This window comes from Brevibacillus sp. HB2.2 (assembly GCF_013284275.1).
Lineage (GTDB): Bacteria > Bacillota > Bacilli > Brevibacillales > Brevibacillaceae > Brevibacillus > Brevibacillus brevis_D.
Genome location: NZ_JABSUV010000031.1, coordinates 23710 through 46597 on the forward strand (window position 1 = coordinate 23710; position 22888 = coordinate 46597).

Annotated in this window: 23 protein-coding genes; 3 read left to right on the plus strand and 20 right to left on the minus strand. The window is 47.7% G+C overall.

Annotation, left to right across the window (positions count from 1 at the left end):
* Positions 1 to 67: 67 nt before the first annotated feature.
* The 3 genes from rlmH to HP401_RS31890 form a co-directional block, all read right to left on the minus strand.
* Complete coding sequence (gene rlmH / locus HP401_RS31880) at positions 68 to 547, minus strand: 23S rRNA (pseudouridine(1915)-N(3))-methyltransferase RlmH (protein WP_173606406.1); 480 nt, start codon at positions 545 to 547, stop codon at positions 68 to 70.
* A 4-nt stretch (positions 548 to 551) separates the two neighbouring features.
* A complete protein-coding gene (locus HP401_RS31885) occupies positions 552 to 818 on the minus strand; it encodes a CxxH/CxxC protein (RefSeq protein ID WP_254457141.1) in 267 nt (88 codons plus the stop codon).
* A 551-nt stretch (positions 819 to 1369) separates the two neighbouring features.
* Positions 1370 to 2605 (minus strand): S1C family serine protease, encoded by a 1236-nt coding sequence (locus HP401_RS31890; RefSeq protein WP_173606407.1) that lies wholly within the window; start codon positions 2603 to 2605, stop codon positions 1370 to 1372.
* A 265-nt stretch (positions 2606 to 2870) separates the two neighbouring features.
* On the opposite strand from HP401_RS31890, the gene HP401_RS31895 reads away from it, so the two are divergent.
* Positions 2871 to 3107 (plus strand): hypothetical protein, encoded by a 237-nt coding sequence (locus HP401_RS31895; RefSeq protein ID WP_173606408.1) that lies wholly within the window; start codon positions 2871 to 2873, stop codon positions 3105 to 3107.
* On the opposite strand, the gene HP401_RS31900 is transcribed toward HP401_RS31895, so the two are convergent.
* From HP401_RS31900 to HP401_RS31925, 6 genes are all read right to left on the minus strand, one after another.
* Complete coding sequence (locus HP401_RS31900) at positions 3102 to 3890, minus strand: MBL fold metallo-hydrolase (RefSeq protein ID WP_015894070.1); 789 nt, start codon at positions 3888 to 3890, stop codon at positions 3102 to 3104. The genes HP401_RS31895 and HP401_RS31900 overlap by 6 nt on opposite strands.
* Before the next feature lie 43 nt (positions 3891 to 3933).
* Positions 3934 to 4707 carry a two-component system regulatory protein YycI gene (locus HP401_RS31905; protein ID WP_087350572.1) on the minus strand — a complete coding sequence of 258 codons (774 nt, stop codon included), beginning with the start codon at positions 4705 to 4707 and terminating at the stop codon, positions 3934 to 3936.
* The gene (locus HP401_RS31910; RefSeq protein ID WP_173606409.1) at positions 4694 to 6076 is read right to left on the minus strand and encodes a YycH family regulatory protein; all 1383 of its coding nucleotides are present in this window, start codon (positions 6074 to 6076) and stop codon (positions 4694 to 4696) included. Before HP401_RS31910 ends, HP401_RS31905 begins: the two co-directional genes overlap by 14 nt.
* Complete coding sequence (gene walK, locus HP401_RS31915; RefSeq protein WP_173606410.1) at positions 6073 to 7896, minus strand: cell wall metabolism sensor histidine kinase WalK; 1824 nt, start codon at positions 7894 to 7896, stop codon at positions 6073 to 6075. Before walK ends, HP401_RS31910 begins: the two co-directional genes overlap by 4 nt.
* Positions 7893 to 8603 (minus strand): response regulator YycF, encoded by a 711-nt coding sequence (yycF, locus tag HP401_RS31920; protein WP_007720203.1) that lies wholly within the window; start codon positions 8601 to 8603, stop codon positions 7893 to 7895. The genes walK and yycF overlap by 4 nt, the downstream gene beginning before the upstream one ends.
* Positions 8604 to 8809: 206 nt before the next feature.
* Positions 8810 to 10306, minus strand: coding sequence for a LysM peptidoglycan-binding domain-containing M23 family metallopeptidase (locus HP401_RS31925; RefSeq protein ID WP_015894074.1), 1497 nt, complete (start codon positions 10304 to 10306; stop codon positions 8810 to 8812).
* Positions 10307 to 10479: 173 nt separating this feature from the next.
* Between HP401_RS31925 and HP401_RS31930 the strand changes: the two genes are divergently transcribed.
* Positions 10480 to 10935, plus strand: coding sequence for a hypothetical protein (locus HP401_RS31930; RefSeq protein WP_015894075.1), 456 nt, complete (start codon positions 10480 to 10482; stop codon positions 10933 to 10935).
* 68 nt (positions 10936 to 11003) lie between these two features.
* On the opposite strand, the gene HP401_RS31935 is transcribed toward HP401_RS31930, so the two are convergent.
* From HP401_RS31935 to ychF, 10 genes are all read right to left on the minus strand, one after another.
* Positions 11004 to 11219 (minus strand): hypothetical protein, encoded by a 216-nt coding sequence (locus HP401_RS31935; protein WP_007720197.1) that lies wholly within the window; start codon positions 11217 to 11219, stop codon positions 11004 to 11006.
* 131 nt (positions 11220 to 11350) lie between these two features.
* Positions 11351 to 12637, minus strand: coding sequence for an adenylosuccinate synthase (locus tag HP401_RS31940; protein WP_173606411.1), 1287 nt, complete (start codon positions 12635 to 12637; stop codon positions 11351 to 11353).
* Between the two features lie 181 nt (positions 12638 to 12818).
* Complete coding sequence (gene dnaB, locus HP401_RS31945) at positions 12819 to 14168, minus strand: replicative DNA helicase (RefSeq protein WP_015894078.1); 1350 nt, start codon at positions 14166 to 14168, stop codon at positions 12819 to 12821.
* Positions 14169 to 14192: 24 nt separating this feature from the next.
* Positions 14193 to 14636: a 50S ribosomal protein L9 gene (gene rplI, locus HP401_RS31950; protein WP_015894079.1), complete on the minus strand. Its 444-nt coding sequence runs from the start codon at positions 14634 to 14636 to the stop codon at positions 14193 to 14195.
* A gap of 26 nt (positions 14637 to 14662) precedes the next feature.
* Positions 14663 to 16600, minus strand: a complete 1938-nt coding sequence (locus tag HP401_RS31955; protein ID WP_015894080.1) for a DHH family phosphoesterase — start codon at positions 16598 to 16600, stop codon at positions 14663 to 14665.
* A 4-nt stretch (positions 16601 to 16604) separates the two neighbouring features.
* On the minus strand, positions 16605 to 17513 hold the full coding sequence (locus HP401_RS31960; RefSeq protein ID WP_173606412.1) for a DUF2232 domain-containing protein: 909 nt from the start codon (positions 17511 to 17513) through the stop codon (positions 16605 to 16607).
* A 101-nt stretch (positions 17514 to 17614) separates the two neighbouring features.
* Positions 17615 to 17845, minus strand: coding sequence for a 30S ribosomal protein S18 (rpsR, locus tag HP401_RS31965; RefSeq protein WP_016739387.1), 231 nt, complete (start codon positions 17843 to 17845; stop codon positions 17615 to 17617).
* A 40-nt stretch (positions 17846 to 17885) separates the two neighbouring features.
* Positions 17886 to 18365, minus strand: coding sequence for a single-stranded DNA-binding protein (locus HP401_RS31970; protein ID WP_173606413.1), 480 nt, complete (start codon positions 18363 to 18365; stop codon positions 17886 to 17888).
* A 29-nt stretch (positions 18366 to 18394) separates the two neighbouring features.
* Complete coding sequence (rpsF, locus tag HP401_RS31975; protein ID WP_007720183.1) at positions 18395 to 18682, minus strand: 30S ribosomal protein S6; 288 nt, start codon at positions 18680 to 18682, stop codon at positions 18395 to 18397.
* Between the two features lie 143 nt (positions 18683 to 18825).
* Entirely contained in the window at positions 18826 to 19926 is a 1101-nt protein-coding gene (ychF, locus tag HP401_RS31980; protein WP_015894083.1) for a redox-regulated ATPase YchF, read from the minus strand.
* Positions 19927 to 20141: 215 nt separating this feature from the next.
* Between ychF and HP401_RS31985 the strand changes: the two genes are divergently transcribed.
* Positions 20142 to 20765 carry an NAD(P)-dependent oxidoreductase gene (locus tag HP401_RS31985; RefSeq protein ID WP_173606414.1) on the plus strand — a complete coding sequence of 208 codons (624 nt, stop codon included), beginning with the start codon at positions 20142 to 20144 and terminating at the stop codon, positions 20763 to 20765.
* Positions 20766 to 20829: 64 nt separating this feature from the next.
* Here HP401_RS31985 and pepF read toward each other — a convergent pair whose 3' ends face one another.
* Complete coding sequence (gene pepF, locus HP401_RS31990; RefSeq protein ID WP_173606415.1) at positions 20830 to 22740, minus strand: oligoendopeptidase F; 1911 nt, start codon at positions 22738 to 22740, stop codon at positions 20830 to 20832.
* Positions 22741 to 22888: the final 148 nt, after the last annotated feature.

A 22888-nucleotide genomic window follows, 5' to 3' on the forward strand; every position in this document is an offset into this window, starting at 1 on the left:
TTAAACCCACACAGAGAAATACCCATTAAAATAAGGGTATTTCCCTGTTTTATTCAAAAAATTTGCGTCATTTGTGATAAGGCTCCCCCCGACTAATCCGAAACGCCCGATAAACCTGCTCCAGCAGCACCAACCTCACCAACTGATGCGGAAACGTCATCTTCGAAAACGACAACAACGCATCCGCCCGCTTCAACACCTGATCAGCCAACCCCAGCGACCCGCCAATCAAAAACGCCACCTGACTGCGCCCATGCAAAGCCAGCTTGTCCATCTCCGCAGACAGCTTCTCCGATGACCACATTTGACCATCAATCGCCAACGCAATCACATACTGATCCTGCTTGATCTGCGCCAGGATACGCTCGCCTTCCTTGCGCTTCACCTGCTCCATCTCCGCCGCACTCATCTCTTCCGGCGCTTTTTCATCATTGACCTCGATCACTTGCAGCTTGCAATAAGCAGACAGACGCTTGCTGTATTCATCAATGCCCTCACGCAAATACTTCTCCTTCAGCTTCCCTACTGTAATAATCGAAATCTGCATGATCCTACATTCCCTTCTCTTTCAAAAGCGCAATCTGCGCAGGCTCTCCACATTCCCGACAACGCTTGTCTACTCCATCGCCCTCAATCGCCTGTGCTGCATACGTATCCGGCGCCGCCTCAAAATCGTTTACGTAATCATCCAACTCCTGCTCCAAATGCTCCATGCAAGCAAACCGCACCGGATATTCCGCCAACAGCTCAACTTCTTTGCCTTCTATTTGCAAGCTTTTCATCTTCATGTCCATATCAAATGCCTCTTTTCCGTTCATAATTGTCGCTTCCTATTCTACCCCAGAACCGCAACAAAACAAATGAATCCACCAAAAAGACATCGATGTGTTTGCAATCATATGCCTTTATATTTTTATAGCTTTTATTTTGAAAACCTCGTCGGACAATTAAAGCTGTAGAGAGAAAAAAGAAGAAAACAGCGAAAGTCTTTGGGATACCATCCGAAGCGCAATGGAAAAAGGGAAACCAGCCTTTAGCGTCCACCTCTGAGACACTACGTAGCTACGCGACTTTGGACGCGGGTTTCGCTTTTTCCATGGAGCTGGGCAGAACCGCCTCCCGGCAGGTATCCCAAGAACTTGAGCGTTTTCTTCTTTTTTCTCTCCTCCACCGAAAGCTCGACCGACCAACAAAAAAAGAGAGCGCCGTATCAGCTCGGCGCTCTTAAGAAGGGATCTATTTAAAATAGATAGAGGGGGGAACTTAGGATACTGCATATATGCAAACGGGACAAAATGCATCCCGGAATTGCCCGTCAACGTTTGATTCCTTCACATGCCTGCCCACAAAATGTCTTGGTCAGTGCTTTTTACTGCTGTGGTGGAGCGGTCAGCTTCACTTTGGCAGTCTTCTGGATACCGTCACGATAGTACGTAACGTCCATCGTATCGCCCGGCTTTTTGTTCATCGTCAAATACTTCCGCAGCTGAGCGCTTGTGGAAATGTTCTTGTCATCCAGCTTGATAATGACGTCGAATTGTCTCAAGCCCGCTTGACCCGCAGGAGAGAATTTGCCTACCTCCGTTTGGACGACAACGCCACTTTGCACTTGATCAGGCAGATTCAAGGTTTCTTTCCATTCGTAGCGTGGCACATTGGCCAAGTCGAGTGGCTGCACACCGAGGTAAGAACGTTGCAGCGTGCCTTTTTCCATCAGCTGGTCCACGATTACTTTGACATCATTGATCGGGAGGGCAAAACCTAACCCTTCGACACCTGTTTTGGAAATCTTCAAAGTGTTAATCCCGATGACCTGTCCCTCAATGTTTACGAGGGCACCACCGCTGTTACCAGGGTTGATCGCTGCGTCTGTTTGAATGACGTCCAGCTCCCAGTCGTCCTGGCCATCTTCGTTAAAGTCCATCGGCATGGAGCGTTCTTTGGAACTGATGATACCTTGTGTAACGGTCCGGGAGAACTGCATACCCAATGGGTTCCCGATAGCAATGGCCGGTTCGCCCACCTGTAAGGTAGAGGAATCCCCAAACTCAGCAACGTCCGTAACCTTGGAGGCGTCGATTTCCAGTACAGCCAGATCGGCGTAACCATCGGCACCGACTACTTTCGCCGATACTTTTTCCCCTGTTGGCAGGGCGACTTCCAGCTTTTGCGCCTTATCGATTACGTGGTAGTTGGTAACGATGTAGGCTTTTCCGCCTTTTTTCTGAAAGATGACACCAGAGCCTTGGCCCTGCTCTACATCCATCGAGTTCTGCATCCAACTGTTTCTGCGCTGACCGATGTTGATTACACCAACGATCGCATTTTCTACTTGTTTCACCGCCTCTACTGTACCCGATCCTACACTCACAGATACTGGCTTAGCAAACAGGCTAGAGGCGGAGGAGGCATTGCTGCTTATCGCATTTTCTGTTCCAGGCTTAACCATATTAATATATCCCGCATTGGAGAGAGTCGGCAGCGTGAGCAGGACGACCATCCCCCCAATTACCGCGGACGTTACTGACGTCACAACCATACGTCCAATGTTAGAACCGCGTTGTTTTTTTCGCTCCACGTGAGTGAAATCATCATAGAAACCCATGATTCATACCTCTCCTTTCTATCTTCTACCATTACTAGCTTTGCAGGTTTTTCATGCTCGTATACACAATGACATGCGCCGTATTTGGTTTGTATGGTTGATTCCGTTGATGTCTGTTCCTTTTGACACCCTTAGTATACGACCAGCTTTCGGCAAAATGGCGTGAGAATTATGGAAAGGTTGTGGAATACAAAAAAGCTCCCGGAATATTTCTCCGAGAGCACGGATATGATAGATTAAAAGCTTTTAGAAAGGATTGATAGACTTGAAAGAAGTCCACCTCATCGCCAAACTGGCTGATCTTCAGGAAGTAGACTACCACAATACGCTTATCCTGCATGCCCTAATCGAGCTGCTCGTAGCCAAAGGACTGCTGACACATGACGAGCTGGCTGCCAAAGTGAATGAGCTCGATACACAATTAACTTTCCATATCGATACGTATGCGGAGCTCACAGAGCGCATCGCCAGTCGTCAAGCAGGGATCAAACCAATCTTATAGCTCTTCCAGCTTGGTAGGTCGATCCGGGTACGTATCGCGCAGATGCACATCGTTACCAACAGACAGCCCCCGCTCCTCCAAGATGTTTTTGACCGTCAGTCGGGCCAAATCAATCATGTTGTTTTCCTTACTCAAGTGGGCGAGGTATACACGCTCTGCTCCACCTGTTAGACAATCGAGCAAAGCATCGCCCGCCGCTTCATTGGACAAGTGCCCGACATCACTCAAGATACGTCGCTTGATGCTCCAAGGATACTGGGACATGCGCAGCAGCTCAACGTCATGATTGGACTCGAACACATATGCATCTGCTCCACGAATCGTCTCCTTGATCCGATCGCTGACATACCCCAGATCTGTTGCGACACTGAGCTTTTTCTTGCCATCATAAAAACAGAAGCCCATGGGCTCGGCGGCATCATGCGAGATTCCGAATGACTCGATGCCCAAATCCTCCAACTCTTTCTTTTCCCCCACAGAAAAGAAGCGGCGCTGATCTTCCTTGATCGTCCCGATTTGCCCATCCAGCTCCGACCATGTCTTTTCATTGGCGTAAATCGGCAATCCATATCGCCGCGCCATGACGCCAACTCCTTTAATATGGTCGACGTGCTCATGGGTAACGAGAATGGCGCTCAGCTCTGCGGGATTGACACCAATGGTCTCCAGTGCCGCTTCTGCTTGCTTTCCAGTAATCCCTACATCGATCAATACGGAAACACGGTCTGTTGCCACATAAATGGCGTTACCCGTACTCCCGCTTGCTAACACACTAAATCTCACCGAACATCCCTCTTCCCGTATCTATCCCAGGTTGTCTATCTATTCAGCGCTGCGTGACCATCGGACGCTCCAGAGCCCCTGTAATCGCGTTGACAAAATGCCATTTGCCATCGTGAACCACACGCCATACAGGCACCAGCGTCTGAATATCTGCATCGTAAGAACCGTAATAACCCAGGCTCACATTTTCAATCCGTTCCCCTGGTGTAATGATTTGCTTGTCCACCAGGGAGCGTAGGGCCGCATAACCAGAGATCACCTGTCGTTCCCCCTGTTGCTTGCGAAGGTGGAAAAAGGTCTGCCTGTAGCCAAGTACCGTTCCGTTGTCCAAATACATTTCTAACGGAGCAACGAATACTGGCATCTTATCATAGACCTGCCAATACAAAAGCCGCGCTTGATTCGATTGATACGGATCGGCTACGTATTGATCGGAATAAATCAGCCTCGGCCCAATTTGACGCAAGAGCTCCTGAGGATTCAACTGACCACGAATCTGCATCGGTGGGTCCAGCTTGGCAGCTAACGCCATTTTTTCTACCGTTGCCTGAAGCTCTGATATCTCATGCAAGGAAATCGGATTAATCCCGACATACTCCGCATCCAAATTGGACATTGCCGGTGTATCCTGCGGCACTTCTGTATCCAATGTGATATTTTGCTGATTCAAGTACAGCTCTGTATTCCATTTCTCACTTTGTGCGACTTCCTTATCATTCCACAGGCTAATGCGCGTCACATACACCTGATACAGGAGAAACAAATCGAGGAGAAGAAAGGCCCAGATCAGAATCGTCTTGGTTCTACTCCAATCCATGCGCCTTCCCTCCTCCCTGCGTGGTGTGCGCAGAAATATACAGGCTCGCCTGATTCGCCAATTCCACAACCCAGATTGGCATCAAGTCCACGTTTCCCTCGCCTACTTTGGTATGGTAAGCCAAATAAGCGTTCGTGATTTTTTCGGTGTCCGCCAGTTTTTTGTCACGAATATATTGATACAGCTCCGGACCAGACATGATCGTCCACTCTTTATTGTCGATATACTTGTCCAAATCCAGCAGCGATCGGCTCATCGTCACAACCTGGCCTGCCTCTGAGGTCATTTGGATTGTATCGATTTGCTTGGCTTCCCCCTCACTAATCAAGGGATACGCCCCCACGTACTGGCGGAATGTGATCAAGTCTTTTTCATTGTAGCTCTTCTTGATTCGTTCAAAATGATACTCATCAAGCCAGCCCAAGTGTTTATTCATAAAGGTAACGGCACTCTGCACTTTTTCTTCATCAGACAGCTGCTGATCACGCTGTTGATACGCCGGATCAGTAAACGTGAACGCCTGCTGTTCCGATCTCAATTGAATCGATCTGCTGCCATCTGTAAAAATAACCGTTTTATCCCGCTCCATGATCTGTCTGACGAGCGATTGATCGATAAAGTAAGACTCGATTAGTCTATCATTCGTAACAGGTACGTAGCTGTAGCGGAATTGCTGCATGCGCATCTGATTCTTGGGCAAATAGTAAGTGCTCCACATCAGCGCCGATCCTTCCAAATCTACGAAGCTTCGCTCTGGTTTGACGATTTTCATGATTTGCTCAGGCATTAAATCACCAGAAGCCAAATACGATTCTCGCAAATCCTTAGGGCTGATCGATGTTCGAGAACGCATCATGCGACCTTCCTCAGTCGACAAAAACAACGCGTAGACGACATCCTCGTCCTTCTCGTAATACAGCCACAATCGGTCAATCCCTTTCATTCGGTTGTCAAACTCATCCCGAAAGGTTACCAGCCGACCTACAATTGACAAGGGAACCGTGCTCCGAAAGCGCACTTCCAACCCCATCTTTTCCCGGGCAATATCTTCCCATTTCTCATTGGAGATGGTGAGCGGAGAAAAATCGAGGAAGATCCATTTCGACATTTCTCGCACGATTAAACTGTAAGGAGCATCGGTTGCGGATGCTTTCGTATGGCGATCTTCCCCATAGTGAAAAACAACGGATTCCGGCGTAACGAGCTGTTCGAGTTGTTTTTCCTGAACGGGCTTAGACTGCGTGTACTCTGCCGGTTCAATAAATTGAAGGTTGGGTTGATTCGACCACAACATCGCTGTCAAAACAAAGCTGGCTAGCACTAGCAGATTGAGTAAGACGGTCTTGGCAGGCTCTAGCATCCGCTTCATCCCGTTTTTCCTCCTTGGGCAAATGGCACCCAGAACGTGACTGTCGTTCCCACGTTCCATTCACTCGTAATCTCGATATCTGCACCGTGTGCCTGTACTAATTCGCGGGCAATCGCCAATCCCAGACCTGTTCCACCCTGGCCGCGCGAACGCGCCTTGTCTACGCGGTAGAAGCGCTCAAAGATTCGCTTCAGATCGCGGCTAGGAATACCAATTCCTGTGTCGGTGATAGAGATTTGAACCCGCCTTTGCTTCTGGTTCTCTTTTGCCATGAGAACCACAGTGCCTCCTTGAGGCGTATACTTGATCGCATTGGACAGAAGATTATCCAATACTTGATTGATCGCATCCAGATCAATGTAAACCAGCGGAAGCTTGCTCGGCATATCCAGACTGAGCTGAACCTCCTGTTGCTCACTGAACATGGAAAAACGATCAGCAGCATAGTGAAGCAATCGATTGAGATCCGCTTCCTTGCAATGCAAACGGACCCCTTGCGAATCAAAACGCGATAGCTGCAACAAATCGTTTACCAAGCGAATCATGCGCTCTGTCTCCGACGACGTAACCTTCAAGAACCGTTGGGACAGCTCCGGCTCTTCTACTGCACCATCCAGGAGCGCTTCCACGTAGCTTTTAATGGTCGTCAGTGGTGTCCGTAGCTCATGCGATACATTCGCCACGAATTCACGGCGCTGCTGCTCCAGTCGCTGCTGATCCGTCACATCGGCTACAACAGCAATGATCCCACCCATTTTTTTGCTATCGTGCTGCAAGGGCGTAAACGTCACACGCAGGATGACTTCTTCCTTATTCGGCAGCGTCATCTCAATGATAAGCGGTTCTTCCTGCGCGTAGAGCGACATCTCATCTTCTGGCGGCAGACCCAACAGATCGTACAAGGTGCGCCTCTTGAGAAGGACGTCAGCCATCGTCACCTGCAACATATCTTCTGCGGCTCGATTAAACAGGATGATTTGTCCATTTCGGTTAGCGGCAATAACACCGTCCGTCATGTTGCTCAAAATTCCTGCGAGCTTCTCACGCTCTTCCTCTTGCTGCAAGATGGCTTCCTGCAAACGCAAGGTCATATGATTAAAGGCCATACCGAGTTGGCCAATTTCATCATCGCTATAGATACGTACACTACTGTTAAAATCCCCGTCTGCCACCAATCGCGCCTGACGGGTCATCTCCTTCACAGGCTTGGTGATAGTGCGGGCCAATACGACCCCGAGCACCGCCGTAATGACCATCGCGATCATCGTACCTGTCCCCAAGATGCCGTTCATTTTACCAATCGTCGCATAAGTGCCTTCCATCGAAGCGACCATGTAGACCGCACCGTATACAATCTGATCGCCCTTAACAGGTAATGCCAATACTTTCACCCGCGCCCCTGTCTTCGGGTCGATCCGCATCGATTCACTGCGCGTCCCGAGCAAGGCAACCGTCACCTCAGGCTGCGAGGTTCGCTGTCCAATTGTACTTTTGTCCTCTGTCGTCGCAACCACCGTTCTTGTCTGATCGATGACCTGCACATTGGCTCCATTGATTTTTACCAGGTTGTTGATCAGGTTGTCGATGTACTGACGATTTTGTTCGGTGTTGGATTCCTTCCCGTCATGCGGGCGCAAATCGCTTTCCAGCAAACTCGCTAACAAACTGGCTTGTCCATTCAAGGCCTCGGAAAAGTTGTTGATGTAGTAGCTCTCGACTTCCCGGGCAAAATACGCGCTAATAAATTGCATCGCAAGCAAAATCAACAGCATGTAAATGATGACCATTTTCCACTGAACGGTTTTGAACAGCCGCCTCATCCAGGCTGGCCTCCCATGCCGGGATTACGTAATGTATAGCCCAAACCACGCCGCGTGATAATGTACTTCGGCTGGCTTGGATCATCCTCGATTTTTTCACGCAAACGACGGATGGTCACATCTACCGTCCGCACATCGCCAAAATAGTCAAATCCCCAGACCGACTGCAGGAGATGCTCTCTCGTCAATACTTGTCCTTGATGGCGAGCGAGGTACACCAGCAGCTCAAACTCACGGTGCGTCAGCTCTAATGCTTCTCCCACCTTTTCGACGGTATACGAGTTCAAATCGATTTCCAGCTCATGCACGCGCAGTACATGCTGACTATCCTTCTCTTCCACTTTCGAGCGGTTACGGCGTAAATGTGCCTTTACACGGGCTACCAGCTCACGCGTACTAAATGGCTTCGTCACGTAATCGTCCGCGCCTAATTCCAGCCCGAGTACTTTATCCAATTCAGAGTCTTTGGCAGTCAGCATGATGATCGGAACATCATACGTTTGGCGAACGGTTCGGCATACGTCCATTCCGTCTCTGCCCGGAAGCATAACATCTAATAAAATCAGATCTGGTCGCTCATCCTTGACCACGACAAGTGCCTCATCACCATCGTAGGCACATACGACCTGATATCCTTCTTTTTCAAACGTGAATTTCAAAATATCTGCAATCGGTTTTTCATCGTCAACTACGAGGAGTTTTGCCATCCTGCGCCCTCCTTTTTCTGTAAGTACGTGTTCAACAATCTTTTGTTTCCTCTCAAACTGCCTCTTCAAGGATTCCACTTCGACCGTCACTATTCCTCTACAATACACCATGTATGCCACGTAAAGAAGGGCTTGGCATTCAATCCCTGCCAGCAAAAAAAGGGCCCCTCCTAAGAGTTGCCCTTTCCTATCCATAAATTACTAGTCTATTTTAAGTAACGAATCGGGTTTTGATTTCGTCCATTCTGTAGAACCTCAAAATGCAGGTGGACGCCGGTCGATTGCCCAGTAGAACCCTTTACGCCGATTTTCTTTCCTTGGCTAACAACATCGCCGGCCTTCACATTAATAACGCTCATGTGACCGTACAATGTCTTCATTCCATTGCCGTGGTCGATGATAACCGATTTTCCATAGTCACCATTCCAACCAGCGAATGTGACACGTCCATTGTCTGCCGCCATGACAGAACCAGCACCGGCAATATCAATCCCTTTATGCATGCTTCCCCAGCGTTGTCCGAAGCCGCTGCTAATATAACCGCTAGCAGGCCAGCTCAAACGACCTGTACCGCGCGATGGGATAACTTTTGTACCGCGCTCCATAATTTGGGTTACAGGCTGCACAGTTACATCTTGTTTGATGACTTTGCGATTAACGACTTGTCCATTTTCTTTCACAACTTCGTACTTAACTGTTTTACTGCCGTTTTTACCTTCTTGTACGACCTTCGTTTCGCCTTTAGGAACCTTGTCATTGTTTTTAATTTGGGTATTAAAAGCAATAACCTCTTGCTGATCTACTTCTTCTTTGACTTGTACAGTAACCAGTGGACGCACTGCGGTTACATTGATTTCTTGTCCTAATTTCAGGACGGTATTTTCCGTAACACCTGGGTTGTTCGCGTAAATATCTTTTGATGTAATGCCGTATTTCTTCGCGATGCAACCGATGCAATCGCCTTCTACGACCGTGTGCTTCATGTCCTTGAAGGTGCCTTTTACCAGCAACTCCTCGAGTTTTTCGGCAGACAAAATTTGAGATGCATCAACTGTTTCGGTTTGCATCTCTACGTTTTCTTTAAATGCGACTTCTTTTACCGGATTTGGTTTGACCGGGACTGTGGATGCTGCTGCTACAACAGCCTTATTCCCTGTCGTTGCAGGAACTCCGGAGTATTTTTGCTTCACTTCAGCCAGTACTTGATCAGCCGATTGCTGATCGGGCATGTAACCTACCACTTTGCCGTCAATCGTCAGCTTAACGCCCTGAACCTTGATATCCGCTACGGATGCCAGAGCTTGTACAGCAGCATCGTTATTGAACGGTGCCTTGAACTCACGCTCTTCTTCGAATGTGATATAGTCAGCCAATTGCAAGTTGAGACCTGTTTTTGCCTTTTCCTCTTCCAGCTTTGCTACTGTCCAGTTATGTATCACATTTGGATCATTTACCACGCCAATCTCTTTGCCGTTTACACTGACATGGTAGACAGAATTGACATTGCTTGTGTAATAGTATTGTGCAGATGCTCCAGCAGCAATCGTCAAAACTAGACCTGCCGCAATTGAAAGCGACTGTTTTTTATGTGACTGGATGTAAGAGCTTGTACGTTTCATTGTACGTTTCGCCAGATCACTGCAATCCCGAACGATTCGTGATGACCGTTCCTGCAGCTTGGCCTTCCATTCCGACCAATGCATAACTTGTCCCTCCTGAAAACAGATACAACTTGCTCGTTCCATTTCCTGAAAATTTTTAATTTATCGACTAGGTCGTAAATCCCAAAATTTAGTTTCCATTTATCTGCCAAATTGCCTAAAGAAACCAACTATGTCGACTTTACCATAAGATTAACGACAACATCAAGTGTAAATTGCTGTCGAATAAAAAAATAGACATAGAGTCACTATATGTACAAACAATTGGTAGTATTTATCATATCTGGAGGCTGATATACGTGAAGGAACGTAACATTCTTGCAGGATTTCACACCGAAGATGATGCCCAAAAGGCAGAAAAAGCACTTCGACAAGCTGGTTTTTCCACCATTCAGATCGACAGAATCGGACAATTCCCTGGTGACGGAAATGAACAGATCCTGAATCCCATATCCGGAGATTTTCCCAGCTTGGGCAACCTAACACTGGCAGCTGATTTCCCAAGCGGCAGGGATGCAAGTGTCATGGCCGCAGTAGATCCAGACGCCAGCGGCATGGCCGATCGAGGCGATGACAATTTGAATCGCAGTGTCTTGTTAACGGCAGTCGTACCAGAGGAACAAGGTGATCTTGCGACTGAGATCATCCGATCATATGGAGGCATGATCTAAAATAAATATAGCCATCTTCCCTTAATTGACTAGGAAAGATGGCTTATTTCGTTATGAACATCTGTGACTCACACCTCTTGCATCGAGGTAACGTCTTTTAACGCAAGTCTGCGTATTTTCGTTTTCTCGGCGTCATTTGGTTGTTTGTATGTGGTGATAAAGCATAAGTAGCCATTATTGAAATGAGTCATGGTTCCCTTGATGACGACGCCATTGATCATCTTTACCTGTACATTTTTGCCCAGTAGCTTCATGGCCTTTTGGTCAAATCCAAAACCCATCATCATGATCACCTCTCCATTTCTCCCTATGTCTAACCATATGCCCAGAGGGTGCCGTTTCGTGTCTGTCCCTTGCAAAAAAAGAAAGCTGCCGAATACTCGACAGCTTTCTCTTCTATTATATAGCCGATAGCTTATCCGTAAATGCCACGAACAACGACTGTTTGTTCACGATCTGGTCCTACGGAGAAGATCGACATTGGAATACCAGTCAGTTGCGTAATGCGCTCGATGTAGTGACGAGCGTTTTCTGGCAGGTCGTTCAGATTGCGAATGCCTGTGATATCTTCTGTCCAACCTGGCAGTTCCTCATAAACTGGCTCGCATTTCGCCAGCAGGTTGAGGTTCGCCGGGAACGACTCGATGATTTCTCCATTGTATTTGTACGCTGTGCAAATACGCAATGTCTCAATGCCAGACAATGTATCCAGCTTGGTGATCGCCAAACCGGTGATACCGCTGACACGACGAGCATGACGAACGACAACACTGTCAAACCAGCCTACGCGGCGTGGACGACCTGTTGTTGTACCATATTCGAAACCAACCTCACGAATATGATCGCCGGTTGCATCATTCAACTCAGTCAGGAACGGACCATCACCTACACGTGTTGTGTAAGCTTTTGCCACCCCGATTACTTGGTGAATCTTGGTTGGTCCTACACCAGAACCGATCGTCACGCCACCCGCAATTGGGTTGGAGGACGTTACGTAAGGATACGTACCTTGGTCAATATCGAGCAATACGCCTTGTGCACCTTCAAACAATACGCGGTTGCCTCTATCAATGGAATCATTGAGGACAACAGATGTATCGGTTACGTAAGGACGAATGATTTCTGCCAGAGCCAAGTATTCATCCAGAATTTCTTGAAGCTCAAAGCCAGTTGTGTTGTACAGCTTCTCCAGCAGCATGTTTTTCTCTGCCAGGTTGCGCTCGAGCTTGCGAGCAAACTCATCGCGATCCAACAAATCAGCGATACGAATACCGATACGCGCAGCTTTATCCATGTAAGCAGGTCCGATACCTTTACGGGTCGTACCAATTTTGTTAGCACCGCGGCTATCTTCCTCTACGCCATCCAGCTTGATGTGGTATGGCAGGATCACATGCGCGCGATCACTGATTTTCAAATTGCTTGTAGAAAAACCGAAGCTGTGAATGTACTCCAGCTCTTTTACCAATGCCTTCGGATCGATTACCATACCGTTTCCGATTACGCAGGTCTTGTCACTATAAAAAATTCCGGATGGAATCAAATGCAGCTTATACTTGTTACCATCAAAAATAATGGTATGGCCTGCGTTGTTACCGCCTTGATAACGAGCCACTACCTCTGCACTTTCAGCTAGATAGTCTGTAATTTTACCTTTACCTTCATCGCCCCACTGGGTTCCGACGACAACGACTGTTGACATCGAAAAACACCTCCTGATATTATCATGTCTTTTCGGGCCTGAAACAATCTAAGTTTACTAAACGAGACTTCCTATGTCAACGCTAAATACGAACATTCATATAGTTAATTCTTAATATGTTCGGCAATTCAATATAGAAAAAAAAGCCGGAATTTCTCCGGCTTTTCTTCCATTCCAACTATTAACCCGCTTGATTTCGAAAGCGATGATCCAAGTTAACGAATTTGTTGAATTCCTTCAAAAACGCCAACTCTACCGTTCCGGTCGGGCCGTTACGCTGTTTGGCGATAATGACTTCGATGACATTCTTGTTTTCTGATTCCTTGTCATAGTAGTCATCACGGTACAAGAAGGCAACGATATCGGCGTCCTGCTCAATCGACCCCGACTCACGGATATCGGACATCATCGGTCGCTTGTCCTGCCGTTGCTCTACACCACGGCTCAACTGCGACAGGGCGATAACCGGCACGTTCAGCTCACGCGCGATCCCTTTAAGCGTACGCGAGATCTCAGATACTTCCTGCTGACGGTTATCTCCTTTGCCTCGTCCATGAATCAGCTGAAGGTAATCGATCAGGATCAGGCCTAAGCCTCTCTCTGTCTGAAGGCGACGGCATTTTGCCCGGATGTCCTGTACAGTAACCCCAGGTGAATCATCGATGTAAATCGGCGCTTTCGCCAGCGTACCGATTGCCATCGTCAGCTTTTGCCAATCATCTTCCTCCAGTGTACCGGAACGCATCCGGGACGCATCCAGATTGCCCTCCGCACAAATCATACGCTGAACCAGCTGAGAAGCACCCATCTCCAAGGAGAAGATGGCTACGGTCTCACCTGCACGGGCTGCAACGTTTTGCGCGAGATTCAAGGCAAAAGCCGTCTTCCCTACGGAAGGACGGGCCGCCAAGATAATCAGGTCACTGCGTTGCAATCCTGCTGTCATCTTGTCCAAATCAGTATATCCCGTAGAAATCCCGGTAATATCACCGCGTCGCTGACTCAAAAACTCAATCCGCTCATACGTTTCCAGAAGGGCATCCCGAATCGGTGTAAAACCGCCACTGTTGCGATTTTGGCCGATCTCCATGATGTACTTCTCCGCATCCGCGATGATCTGCGTGACATCATCCTCACGGGAGTAGCCGTCATTGGCAATCTTGGTAGCTGTATGAATCAATCGACGAAGCAGTGATTTTTCTTCTACAATTTTTGCGTAGTATTCGATGTTGGCAGCCGTTGGAACTGAACTCGCGATTTCCGTGAGATACGTAACCCCGCCGACTTCATCCAGCAGCTTGTGATCCTGTAGATCAGCTGTAACCGTAACCAGATCGACAGGTTCGCCTTTTTCATACAGGTCCACCATCGTTTGAAAGATGCGCTGATGCGCTGTCTTGTAAAAATCCTCCGGACGGAGAATCTCAATGGCCGTGATTAAAGCTTCCTTAGACAAGAACACGGCACCCAGTACCGATTGTTCCGCTTCCTTGTTCTGTGGCGGCACACGATCCAAAAACAGGTCGCTCACGTCACACCCCCCACAATTGAGACATTATTCTTCCACAACGTGTACTTTTAGCGTCACCGTTACTTCGTTGTGCAGTTTTACTTTGATTTGCGTCACGCCCAAAGCACGGATTGCATCCATTTCGAGCTTACGCTTGTCTACTTTGATTTTATACTGATCTTCAAGCGCTTGCGCTACTTGTTTGCTGGAAATTGCACCGAACAAGCGACCACCTTCGCCTGCTTTTCCTGTTACTTTCACTGTCAGCTCTTCCAGCTTTTTGCCCAGCTCCTGAGCATCCAGCTTTTCTTGCTCCTTGCGCTTATCTTCGCTGCGCTTTTGAGCGTCGAGCGTTTTCACGTTGCTATCTGTCGCTTCTTTTACCAGCTTCTTTGGCAACAAGAAGTTTCGTACATAGCCCTCTGACAAATCCTTAACTTCGCCTTTTTTCCCTTGGCCTTTTACATCTTGAAGAAAAATGACTTTCATCATCGTTTCCCCCTTTATATTTTGGCCTATACGACCGAGTCAATCGCTTCTTTCAAACGACGTGTTGCTTCTTTAATTGATATGCCTTGAATTTGTGTCGCAGCACCAGTGAGGTGACCGCCTCCACCCAGCAGTTCCATGATGGACTGAACATTGATGTCGCCCAGAGAACGTCCACTGATCAAGATCGTATCGTCGGATCGCTCTGCAACAACAAACGACGCCTGGATACCTGACAAGGTGAGTAGCTGCTCAGCAGCTTGCGCCACCTGTACCTGTGTGTAATCCTCAGACGGATCGCCTATGGCAATCGCCATGTTGTCACGGTACGTTTCCGTATTCATGATGATTTTTGCTCGCTTCACATACTGCCCCAGATCTTCCTTCAACAGACGCTGGACAGCTGCGGTATCAGCCCCGTTACGGCGAAGGAAAGACGCCGCTTCGAAGGTCCGCGAACCTGTGCGGAAGGCAAAGCTTTTGGTATCCACCACAATCCCTGCTAACAGTGCCGTTGCAATCAGATTGTCGATATTCAATCGCTCGCTCTGATATTGCAAGAGCTCCGTAACAAGCTCGGCCGTCGAAGAAGCATACGGTTCCAGATACAAGAGTACTGGCTCAATGAACTCCTCCGAACGTCGATGGTGGTCGATCACCACAATTCGGCTCGTTTCCGTCAACAGCTTCGGCTCAATCACCAGCGATGGTCGATGCGTATCGACGACTACCAGCAATGTGCGACCGGAGATGAGTCGGATTGCCTGTTCTGGCGTGATAAAGGTCTCAGCCAACTCTTCATTGGCATAAATCTCTTTCATCAGACGCTCGACAGAATGATTGCCTTCATCCATGACAATATAAGCCGTTTTGTTGTGCAACTGCACAGCTTTCAATACACCAAGTGATGCCCCGATGGAATCCATGTCAGGCTGTTTATGCCCCATGACAATGACGTGCTCCGCCTCATGAATGAGATCACGCAAAGCATGTGCAATAACACGAGCCCGGACACGTGTCCGCTTTTCCACCGCATTCGATTTCCCACCGTAAAAAGTGAGCTTGTTGCCAATCTTGACAGCGCACTGGTCGCCACCGCGCCCTAATGCGATATCCAAGCTTGATTGCGCCATTTGTCCCAACTCAATGTAAGTGGTAGCCGCCGCTCCAACCCCGATACTGAGCGTGATCGGAATCTTGTTGTCAGCCGTCATCTCCCGTACTACATCGAGAATGTCAAATCGCGATTCTTCCAATTTATCAAGTGCTTCCCGTTCCATCAGAGCCAAAAACTTGTCGGCTGTGATTCGGCGAAGATATATGCCATGTTTGTTGGCCCACTCTGTAATCACACCAGCCACGCTTGTAGAGAGCAGCGTACGGCTCTGATCATCCATGACTTGTCCAACCTCGTCCAAGTTGTCGAGGTGAATGATGGCAAGTGCAGCCTTTTCTCGATGGTAACGAGTCGTCAATTCTTTGAAATCCGTAATGTCCTTGAAATACAAAAGGCGCTCATCGGACCGAACAATGACTTCGTATACCCGCTCGTTATAAGTAAACTCCAGCCGTTTTTGCTCCGGCTTCCAAACCAGTTGGGGGAATACCTCTTGAAGGCTTTTCCCGATCATGGTTTCATCCCCGGACATATGCGTCATATACGGGTTTACCCACTCAATTGCCTTTTCCTCGTTGTATAAAAGAATTCCGATCGGCAGTTCCTGGATAACGCCTTCTCCCGCCTTCTTCACACGATGGGTGACCGTCGCCAAGTACAGGCGCAAGTCTCGTTGGAACCCCTTTTCTGCTTGAAGAGCGTAAAGAACCAAGCCAATCAAGCACACCATGCCGATCGCCCCGTACATCCAATGGAACAAGGTCAAAATCCCCAACAACAGCAAGCTAAAGCTGAGTGCCAGGACCATGTGCATCCCGTACCAACGCTTTAACAGGAACTTGGGCATTTCCTCAGCCCCTCTTCACTCTTGTTTCCAGTTTTTCACGCAAACGAATTCCTAGGTCAAATATCCCTACTAGACTAAGTATAGTACTTAGGGGTGGAAAAATAAATAGACAGACAACGAGCACAGGAGTCAGTCTCTTCCAGCCGTATAAATAGGCTGCAAACAGACAAAAACTCAAACCCTGCAAAACAAAAATCGCATCCAGCATGACTTTCAGGTTCATCAAGGCGATTTCCCAAAACGTTCCCTGCATGCTTTCGGCAAACAACAAAAGACTGATCATCGCAATGAAGTAGTAATAAAGCAATGATCGTGGGAAGTTCCATTCCCGAATTGGCTTCAATGCTGGAATCGGTCTGCGCAGACGTCGTCCAATCAGACTCGCCAATCCATGAATAATGGCGGTCGATAAAAAGCTGAACATGACAAGACTCGTAGGCAAGACGATTTTGCCCAGTTCAAGAAGCTGATCAAACTGCTCTTTTGGCACCATTGCTGGGCGTAGCTTAGCAACTTCTTGCGTGATGGCATTAAAATCAACGTTCATCCCGAATGCCATAAATGCCATCATGGAAACGACACCTAAAAAGGCAACGCCTGCCCCTGCCACAATCGCCGGAAGAGCCGTTCCTTTTCTCGCATAAAAAATCCCCATGACTGAACCCCAAACCGCACTTGAAAAAGCAAGTGTAGCTGCAAACGGACCCGTAATGATCCAGCCCAGAAACGTAAAGGCAAGGGTTATCCATACCATGTTACGTACTGTTCGATTTACTGCCAAAAGGATAAAAGGCAGAGGTATCAGGAAACTGACGAGTCCTCCCAGTATGGTATATGTACCGAGAAACAGCAGCACCAGTGCGATACCCAGCATAAGGGCATTTTCAGCCAAGTGTTTCGTTTTGGACGGCATGTCAGCACCTCATTATTCATGTCTCATGTACACTTTCCATAGAAAACTATGGAAAAAAGAGGGCCACGCAATTGTGCCCCCCTTTTTATAGCTTTTGCAACTTATTCAGCAGTGTAAGGCAACAGTGCTACTTGACGGGATCGCTTGATTGCGATTGTCAGTGCACGTTGATACTTCGCAGAAGTACCAGTTACACGACGTGGCAAGATTTTGCCGCGCTCGCTGATGAACTTTTTCAGCAAGTCAACATCTTTATAATCGATGTGCTTGATTTTGTTCACTTTAAAGAAGCATACTTTACGACGCTTATTAGGACGTCCTTTGCGTGCCATGATAGTCCCTCCCTCTTAGGAATGTGAAAGTTATACGATACTAGAACGGCAAGTCATCATCTGAAATGTTGATCGGCTTGCCTGCACTCGCGAAAGGATCACCAAACGGATCGTAGTCATTATTTCGTTGAGCGGATGGTTTGTTACCGCCACCCATGCCCGGTCCTGGATCGTATCCTGGATTGTCTCCGCCGGATTCATTGCCTCGACCGCCCAAAAATTGAACGTTCTCCGCAACGACTTCCGTCACGTATACCTTTTTACCTTCTTTATTATCATAGGAGCGTGTTTGCATACGTCCTTCGATGGCTGCTTGTCTACCTTTACGCAAATAGCTTGCGCACAGGTCGGCAAGTTTTTGCCAAGCGACAATGTTAATGAAGTCCGTTTCTCTCTCTCCCGCTTGATTGGTGCGGGGACGATTGACGGCCACAGTAAAAGTAGCAACGGCAACGCCATTTGGCGTGTAGCGAAGTTCAGGATCTTTCGTCAGGTTGCCGATGAGAATGACTTTATTCATCTTGGTTCCCCCTCTGATCGCGACAATGATTACTTCTCATCACGAACAAACATAAAGCGGATTACGTCGTCATTGATTTTCATCAGACGCTCAGCTTCCGCAACAGCATCGGAGTTCGCTTTGAAGTTCATCAAAACGTAGTAACCTTCACGGAACTTGTTGATCTCGTACGCAAGACGACGTTTACCCATTTCTTGAAGCTTAGAGATTTCGCCACCATAGTTAGTTACAACATCGCTGTAACGAGCTACATTGGATTTTACTTTCTCTTCTTCAAGGTCTGGACGCAATACATACATTACTTCGTATTGGCGCATACCTTTTCACCTCCTTATGGACTTTAGCGGCCCTGTTCGGGCAAGGAGCGAGTGCTAAAACGAAACGCACAAAACATGCACTCCATAAATACTCGCATTATCGTATTATAACAAACCGCCTAGTTCGAATCAAGAATTTCGTACTAAACATTGAAACGGAAATGCATAACATCTCCATCTGCCACTACGTACTCTTTCCCTTCAAGACGGTACTTCCCACGTTCTCTCGCTACTGCCACCGAACCAGCATCTACCAGATGATCATAAGCAATCACTTCCGCACGAATGAATCCGCGCTCGAAATCGGTATGAATCACGCCTGCCGCTCCCGGAGCCTTTGTACCCTGACGGATGGTCCATGCGCGAACTTCTTGTACACCTGCAGTGAAATAAGTTACTAATCCCAACAGTTTGTAAGCAGCACGAATCAAGCGATCGAGACCAGACTCTGTAAGACCGAGCTCTTCCAAGAACATCTCTTTGTCTTCGCCCTCGAGTTCAGCGATTTCCGCCTCTACTTTCGCGCTGATGACAACCACTTCTGCCCCTTCACTCGCTGCATGCTGGCGAACTGTCTGCACATGCGGGTTGTTGTCTGCATCGTTAATGCCGTCTTCCGCTACGTTGCACACGTACAGCATTGGCTTGATTGTCAGCAGATGCAAATCGCGAATCCATTTGCGCTCTTCGTCATCGAGTTCAACACTGCGAGCAGATTGACCCTCTTCAAATGCTGCTTTCAATTTTTCCAGCACGTCCAGCTCTTGCTTGGATTCCTTGTCGCCGGATTTCACTTTGCGTGCAATGCGGTCAATACGACGATCAACAGAGTCCAGGTCAGCAAAAATCAGCTCCAGGTTGATTGTCTCGATATCGCTCAAAGGATCGACACGACCTGCTACGTGCGTGATGTTCTCATCTTCAAAGCAACGAACAACATGGGCAATCGCGTCCACTTCACGGATGTGACCCAGGAACTGGTTGCCAAGTCCTTCACCTCTGCTCGCGCCTTTTACCAAGCCTGCAATGTCTACGAATTCAAACGCAGTTGGAACTACCTTGTTCGGTACAACGATTTGTGTCAGCTTTTCCAGACGCTCGTCTGGCACCTCCACGATCCCTACGTTCGGGTCAATCGTACAGAACGGGTAGTTAGCCGATTCAGCGCCCGCTTGTGTAATGGCATTAAACAATGTCGATTTTCCTACGTTAGGAAGACCTACAATCCCGCATGATGCACCCATCTATATACACTCCCTTATCATCATCCTGATATCCTTCTAAGTATATAGATTTGGTTTTCAGATTACAATTGTCTCCTTGTGGAAGCTTTTTTTTTACTTGTCTCCTCCTGTCTCTTATCATAGCTCCATGTGGTGGGACAAAAAAAGAAATGATAGACTAGACAAACAGAATCTGTTTGCTACGGTAAAAGAAAAGGTAAAGAGGTGACTAAAAAATGAAGCTCTTACTCCTTGGTGCCACTGGTCGCGTAGGAAGCCATATCCTCGACTATGCGTTAAAAGATGGGCATGAAATAACTGCTCTCGTTCGGTCCGCAGACAAGCTTCTTCATCTGGCTGCTGAAAATCTTCGTGTTCTGACCGGAAACGTCCTTGATCAAAAGGATGTTGCATCAGCCATGCGTGGAGTCGACGCGGTCATTAGCGCGCTCGGGACAGACAAGGCAACGACGTTATCCGAAGGAACTCCCTATATTATTGAAGCAATGAGGCGAGAAGGCGTTTCACGCATTATTACGGTGGGCACCGCCGGCATCTTGCAAAGCAGAGTTTCTCCTGACCTGCTCCGCTATCAATCCAGTGAGTCCAGACAAAAATTGACGCGTGCTGCCGAGGAACATCACAAGGCATACTCGCTTTTGGAACAGTCCGAGCTCGATTGGACTATTGTTTGCCCGACCTATTTGCCTGATGGCGAGTATACAGGCACTTACCGGGTCGAGGCTCACCAGTTGCCTGTAGATGGGATGCAAATTTCCGTGCCAGATACGGCGGAGTTTACGTATCAGCAGCTCTGTCGTTCCGAATACATTCGGGCGCGAGTAGGCATTGCCTATTGATACATACAAAAAAACAGGCTCCTCTCCGTAATGGAAGGGAGCCTGTTTTGCTTCTATTGCTTCTTTACTTCTCGTTTACCAGCTTTTCCAGCTCATTCAATGTCTCTTCAAAGATTTCCATCGCTTGCTCGATTGGCTGGGACGTGGACATGTCCACACCTGCTGCTTTCAGCACCTCGATAGGCGGAGCAGAGTTACCCGCTTCGAGGAAGTTTTTACGAACTCGATCCACAGCTGGCTGACCTTCATCCATGATTTGCTTCGCTAATGCTTGTGCAGCGGCAAAGCTCGTCGAGTATTGATAGACGTAGTATTTATAGTTGTAGAAATGGCTCACACGTGCCCATTCCATACCGATTTCCTCATCGGAAACCATGTCTTTTCCGTAGTACTTCTTGTTGATGTCGAGGTAGATCTTCTTGATCGCTTCCGCATTCAGAGATTCTCCCGCTTGCTCCTTCTCGTGAATCGCTCTCTCAAACTCCGCGAACTGCGTCTGACGGAACAACGTGGAGCGGAAGTTTTCCAGATAGTGATTCAAGAGATACATCTTCTCTTCTTTCGTCTTCGCCTTCGCGTACATGCTCTTGAACAGCAGAGTTTCATTCATGGTAGAAGCCACTTCTGCCGTGAAGGTTGGGTAGTTAGAGGAAATATAAGGTTGATTTTTGTTCGTATAATACGACTGCATGGCGTGTCCCATCTCATGGGCGATGGTATACACATCATCGAGCGTACCTTGGTGATTCAACAGTACATATGGATGTGTATCATAAGCACCCCATTGGTAGGCACCCGTGCGCTTGTCATCAGTGGAATAGACATCTACCCATCCGCCATCCAGGCCGTCAGACATTGCCTTCACATAGTCATCACCCATTACTCCCAAACCATTAACGACGATTTTCTTTCCTTCGTCGAAGGAAATATATTTGTCATCAGATGGAACGATCGGCACGTAAATGTCGTACATGTGCAATTCCTTCACGCCAAGCATTTTCTTTTTCAAAGAAATGTAGCGATGCAGCAATGGCAGATTATCATTCACCGTGTCAATCAGCTCATCATACACCTTCGTCGGTACGTTGTTCGGTGTTAGGCTTGCTTCCAGAGCAGAATCGTAATTGCGTACCGCTGCGTAGAAATTATCGCCCTTTACTTTGGCAGCCAATGTTGATGCAAACGAGTCTTGGAAATCGATCAGAGCCCCATAATAGGCCTTGAACGCTTCTCTGCGCACATTTTGATCTTTGCTTTCCATATAGGAAATGAAATTGGCACGAGTTAACTGAACTTCCTTGCCTGTCTCATCTTTGATTTTAGGGAACCTCACGTCTTTGGACAGCATGCTGTAAATGTTGGTCGGTGCACCTCCCAAAGGAGACGATTTCGCCAAGAGCTGCTCCATATCCGCAGAGAGTGAGTACGGCTTCGTTCTTAGCATGTCCTCGATAAACAGTTTGTAAGGCTCAAGCTCCTTTTTAGACAGCAAGCTCTTTATTTTGCCATCGGGAATCGCAACGATTTCAGGCTGTACCCATGAAGTTTTTTCTGTGACAAGCGTGTACATTTTCTCAGCGCGGTCTCCCAGCTTTTGCAGATCAGGATTCGCGGAGTTTACATCGAGAGACATGTTTGCGTACACGTATGCTTTGTCATTTAAGCGCATCAACTCAACATAGTCATCGAATGCTGCCTGCATCGCACCAGACGATGTACCCAGCTTGCCTTTGTGTTTTGTGAAAGCGTTTGCCAAAGATTCAACCTTTGCAACATCTTTTTCCCATTCCTTAACAGTCGGATAAATATCATCCAGCTTCCACTTGTACGCATCTGGGATCTCAGCGCGAGTTTGATAAGAAGGCTTTTCAGCAGCAAGAGCTACCGCCTGCGTGCTGTAAGGAATAAATGGTACAGATACTGTCGACAATGCAATGGCCAAAGCCGTAACTGATGCAAATACTTGCTTCTTCAAATCTCAATCGCCCCTTTTCTTCTATCTATTTTTGCCAAAATTATAAGTGTGTAATTATATTTTCACCTGCCAAATTCCTTCTTACTAATAAAAATTTTTAAAATATTCAATAATTACCGTCGATTTATCCAGAGAAAATCCCCTTTTG

Excerpts from the sequence above, each read along its gene's own strand:
- yycF (WP_007720203.1), bottom strand. The coding sequence starts at position 8,603 with ATGGCAAAACTCCTCGTAGTTGACGATGAAAAACCGATTGCAGATATT.
- HP401_RS31925 (WP_015894074.1), bottom strand. The coding sequence starts at position 10,306 with ATGCATTGGTCGGAATGGAAGGCCAAGCTGCAGGAACGGTCATCACGA.
- HP401_RS31885 (WP_254457141.1), bottom strand. The coding sequence starts at position 818 with ATGAACGGAAAAGAGGCATTTGATATGGACATGAAGATGAAAAGCTTG.
- HP401_RS31905 (WP_087350572.1), bottom strand. The coding sequence starts at position 4,707 with ATGGATTGGAGTAGAACCAAGACGATTCTGATCTGGGCCTTTCTTCTC.
- ychF (WP_015894083.1), bottom strand. The coding sequence starts at position 19,926 with ATGGGTGCATCATGCGGGATTGTAGGTCTTCCTAACGTAGGAAAATCG.
- HP401_RS31970 (WP_173606413.1), bottom strand. The coding sequence starts at position 18,365 with ATGAATAAAGTCATTCTCATCGGCAACCTGACGAAAGATCCTGAACTT.
- HP401_RS31935 (WP_007720197.1), bottom strand. The coding sequence starts at position 11,219 with ATGATGGGTTTTGGATTTGACCAAAAGGCCATGAAGCTACTGGGCAAA.
- HP401_RS31890 (WP_173606407.1), bottom strand. The coding sequence starts at position 2,605 with ATGGGTTTCTATGATGATTTCACTCACGTGGAGCGAAAAAAACAACGC.
- HP401_RS31955 (WP_015894080.1), bottom strand. The coding sequence starts at position 16,600 with ATGCCCAAGTTCCTGTTAAAGCGTTGGTACGGGATGCACATGGTCCTG.
- rpsR (WP_016739387.1), bottom strand. The coding sequence starts at position 17,845 with ATGGCACGCAAAGGACGTCCTAATAAGCGTCGTAAAGTATGCTTCTTT.
- HP401_RS31910 (WP_173606409.1), bottom strand. The coding sequence starts at position 6,076 with ATGAAGCGGATGCTAGAGCCTGCCAAGACCGTCTTACTCAATCTGCTA.
- rpsF (WP_007720183.1), bottom strand. The coding sequence starts at position 18,682 with ATGCGCCAATACGAAGTAATGTATGTATTGCGTCCAGACCTTGAAGAA.
- rplI (WP_015894079.1), bottom strand. The coding sequence starts at position 14,636 with ATGAAAGTCATTTTTCTTCAAGATGTAAAAGGCCAAGGGAAAAAAGGC.
- HP401_RS31960 (WP_173606412.1), bottom strand. The coding sequence starts at position 17,513 with ATGCCGTCCAAAACGAAACACTTGGCTGAAAATGCCCTTATGCTGGGT.
- HP401_RS31985 (WP_173606414.1), top strand. The coding sequence starts at position 20,142 with ATGAAGCTCTTACTCCTTGGTGCCACTGGTCGCGTAGGAAGCCATATC.
- rlmH (WP_173606406.1), bottom strand. The coding sequence starts at position 547 with ATGCAGATTTCGATTATTACAGTAGGGAAGCTGAAGGAGAAGTATTTG.
- HP401_RS31940 (WP_173606411.1), bottom strand. The coding sequence starts at position 12,637 with ATGTCAACAGTCGTTGTCGTCGGAACCCAGTGGGGCGATGAAGGTAAA.
- walK (WP_173606410.1), bottom strand. The coding sequence starts at position 7,896 with ATGAGGCGGCTGTTCAAAACCGTTCAGTGGAAAATGGTCATCATTTAC.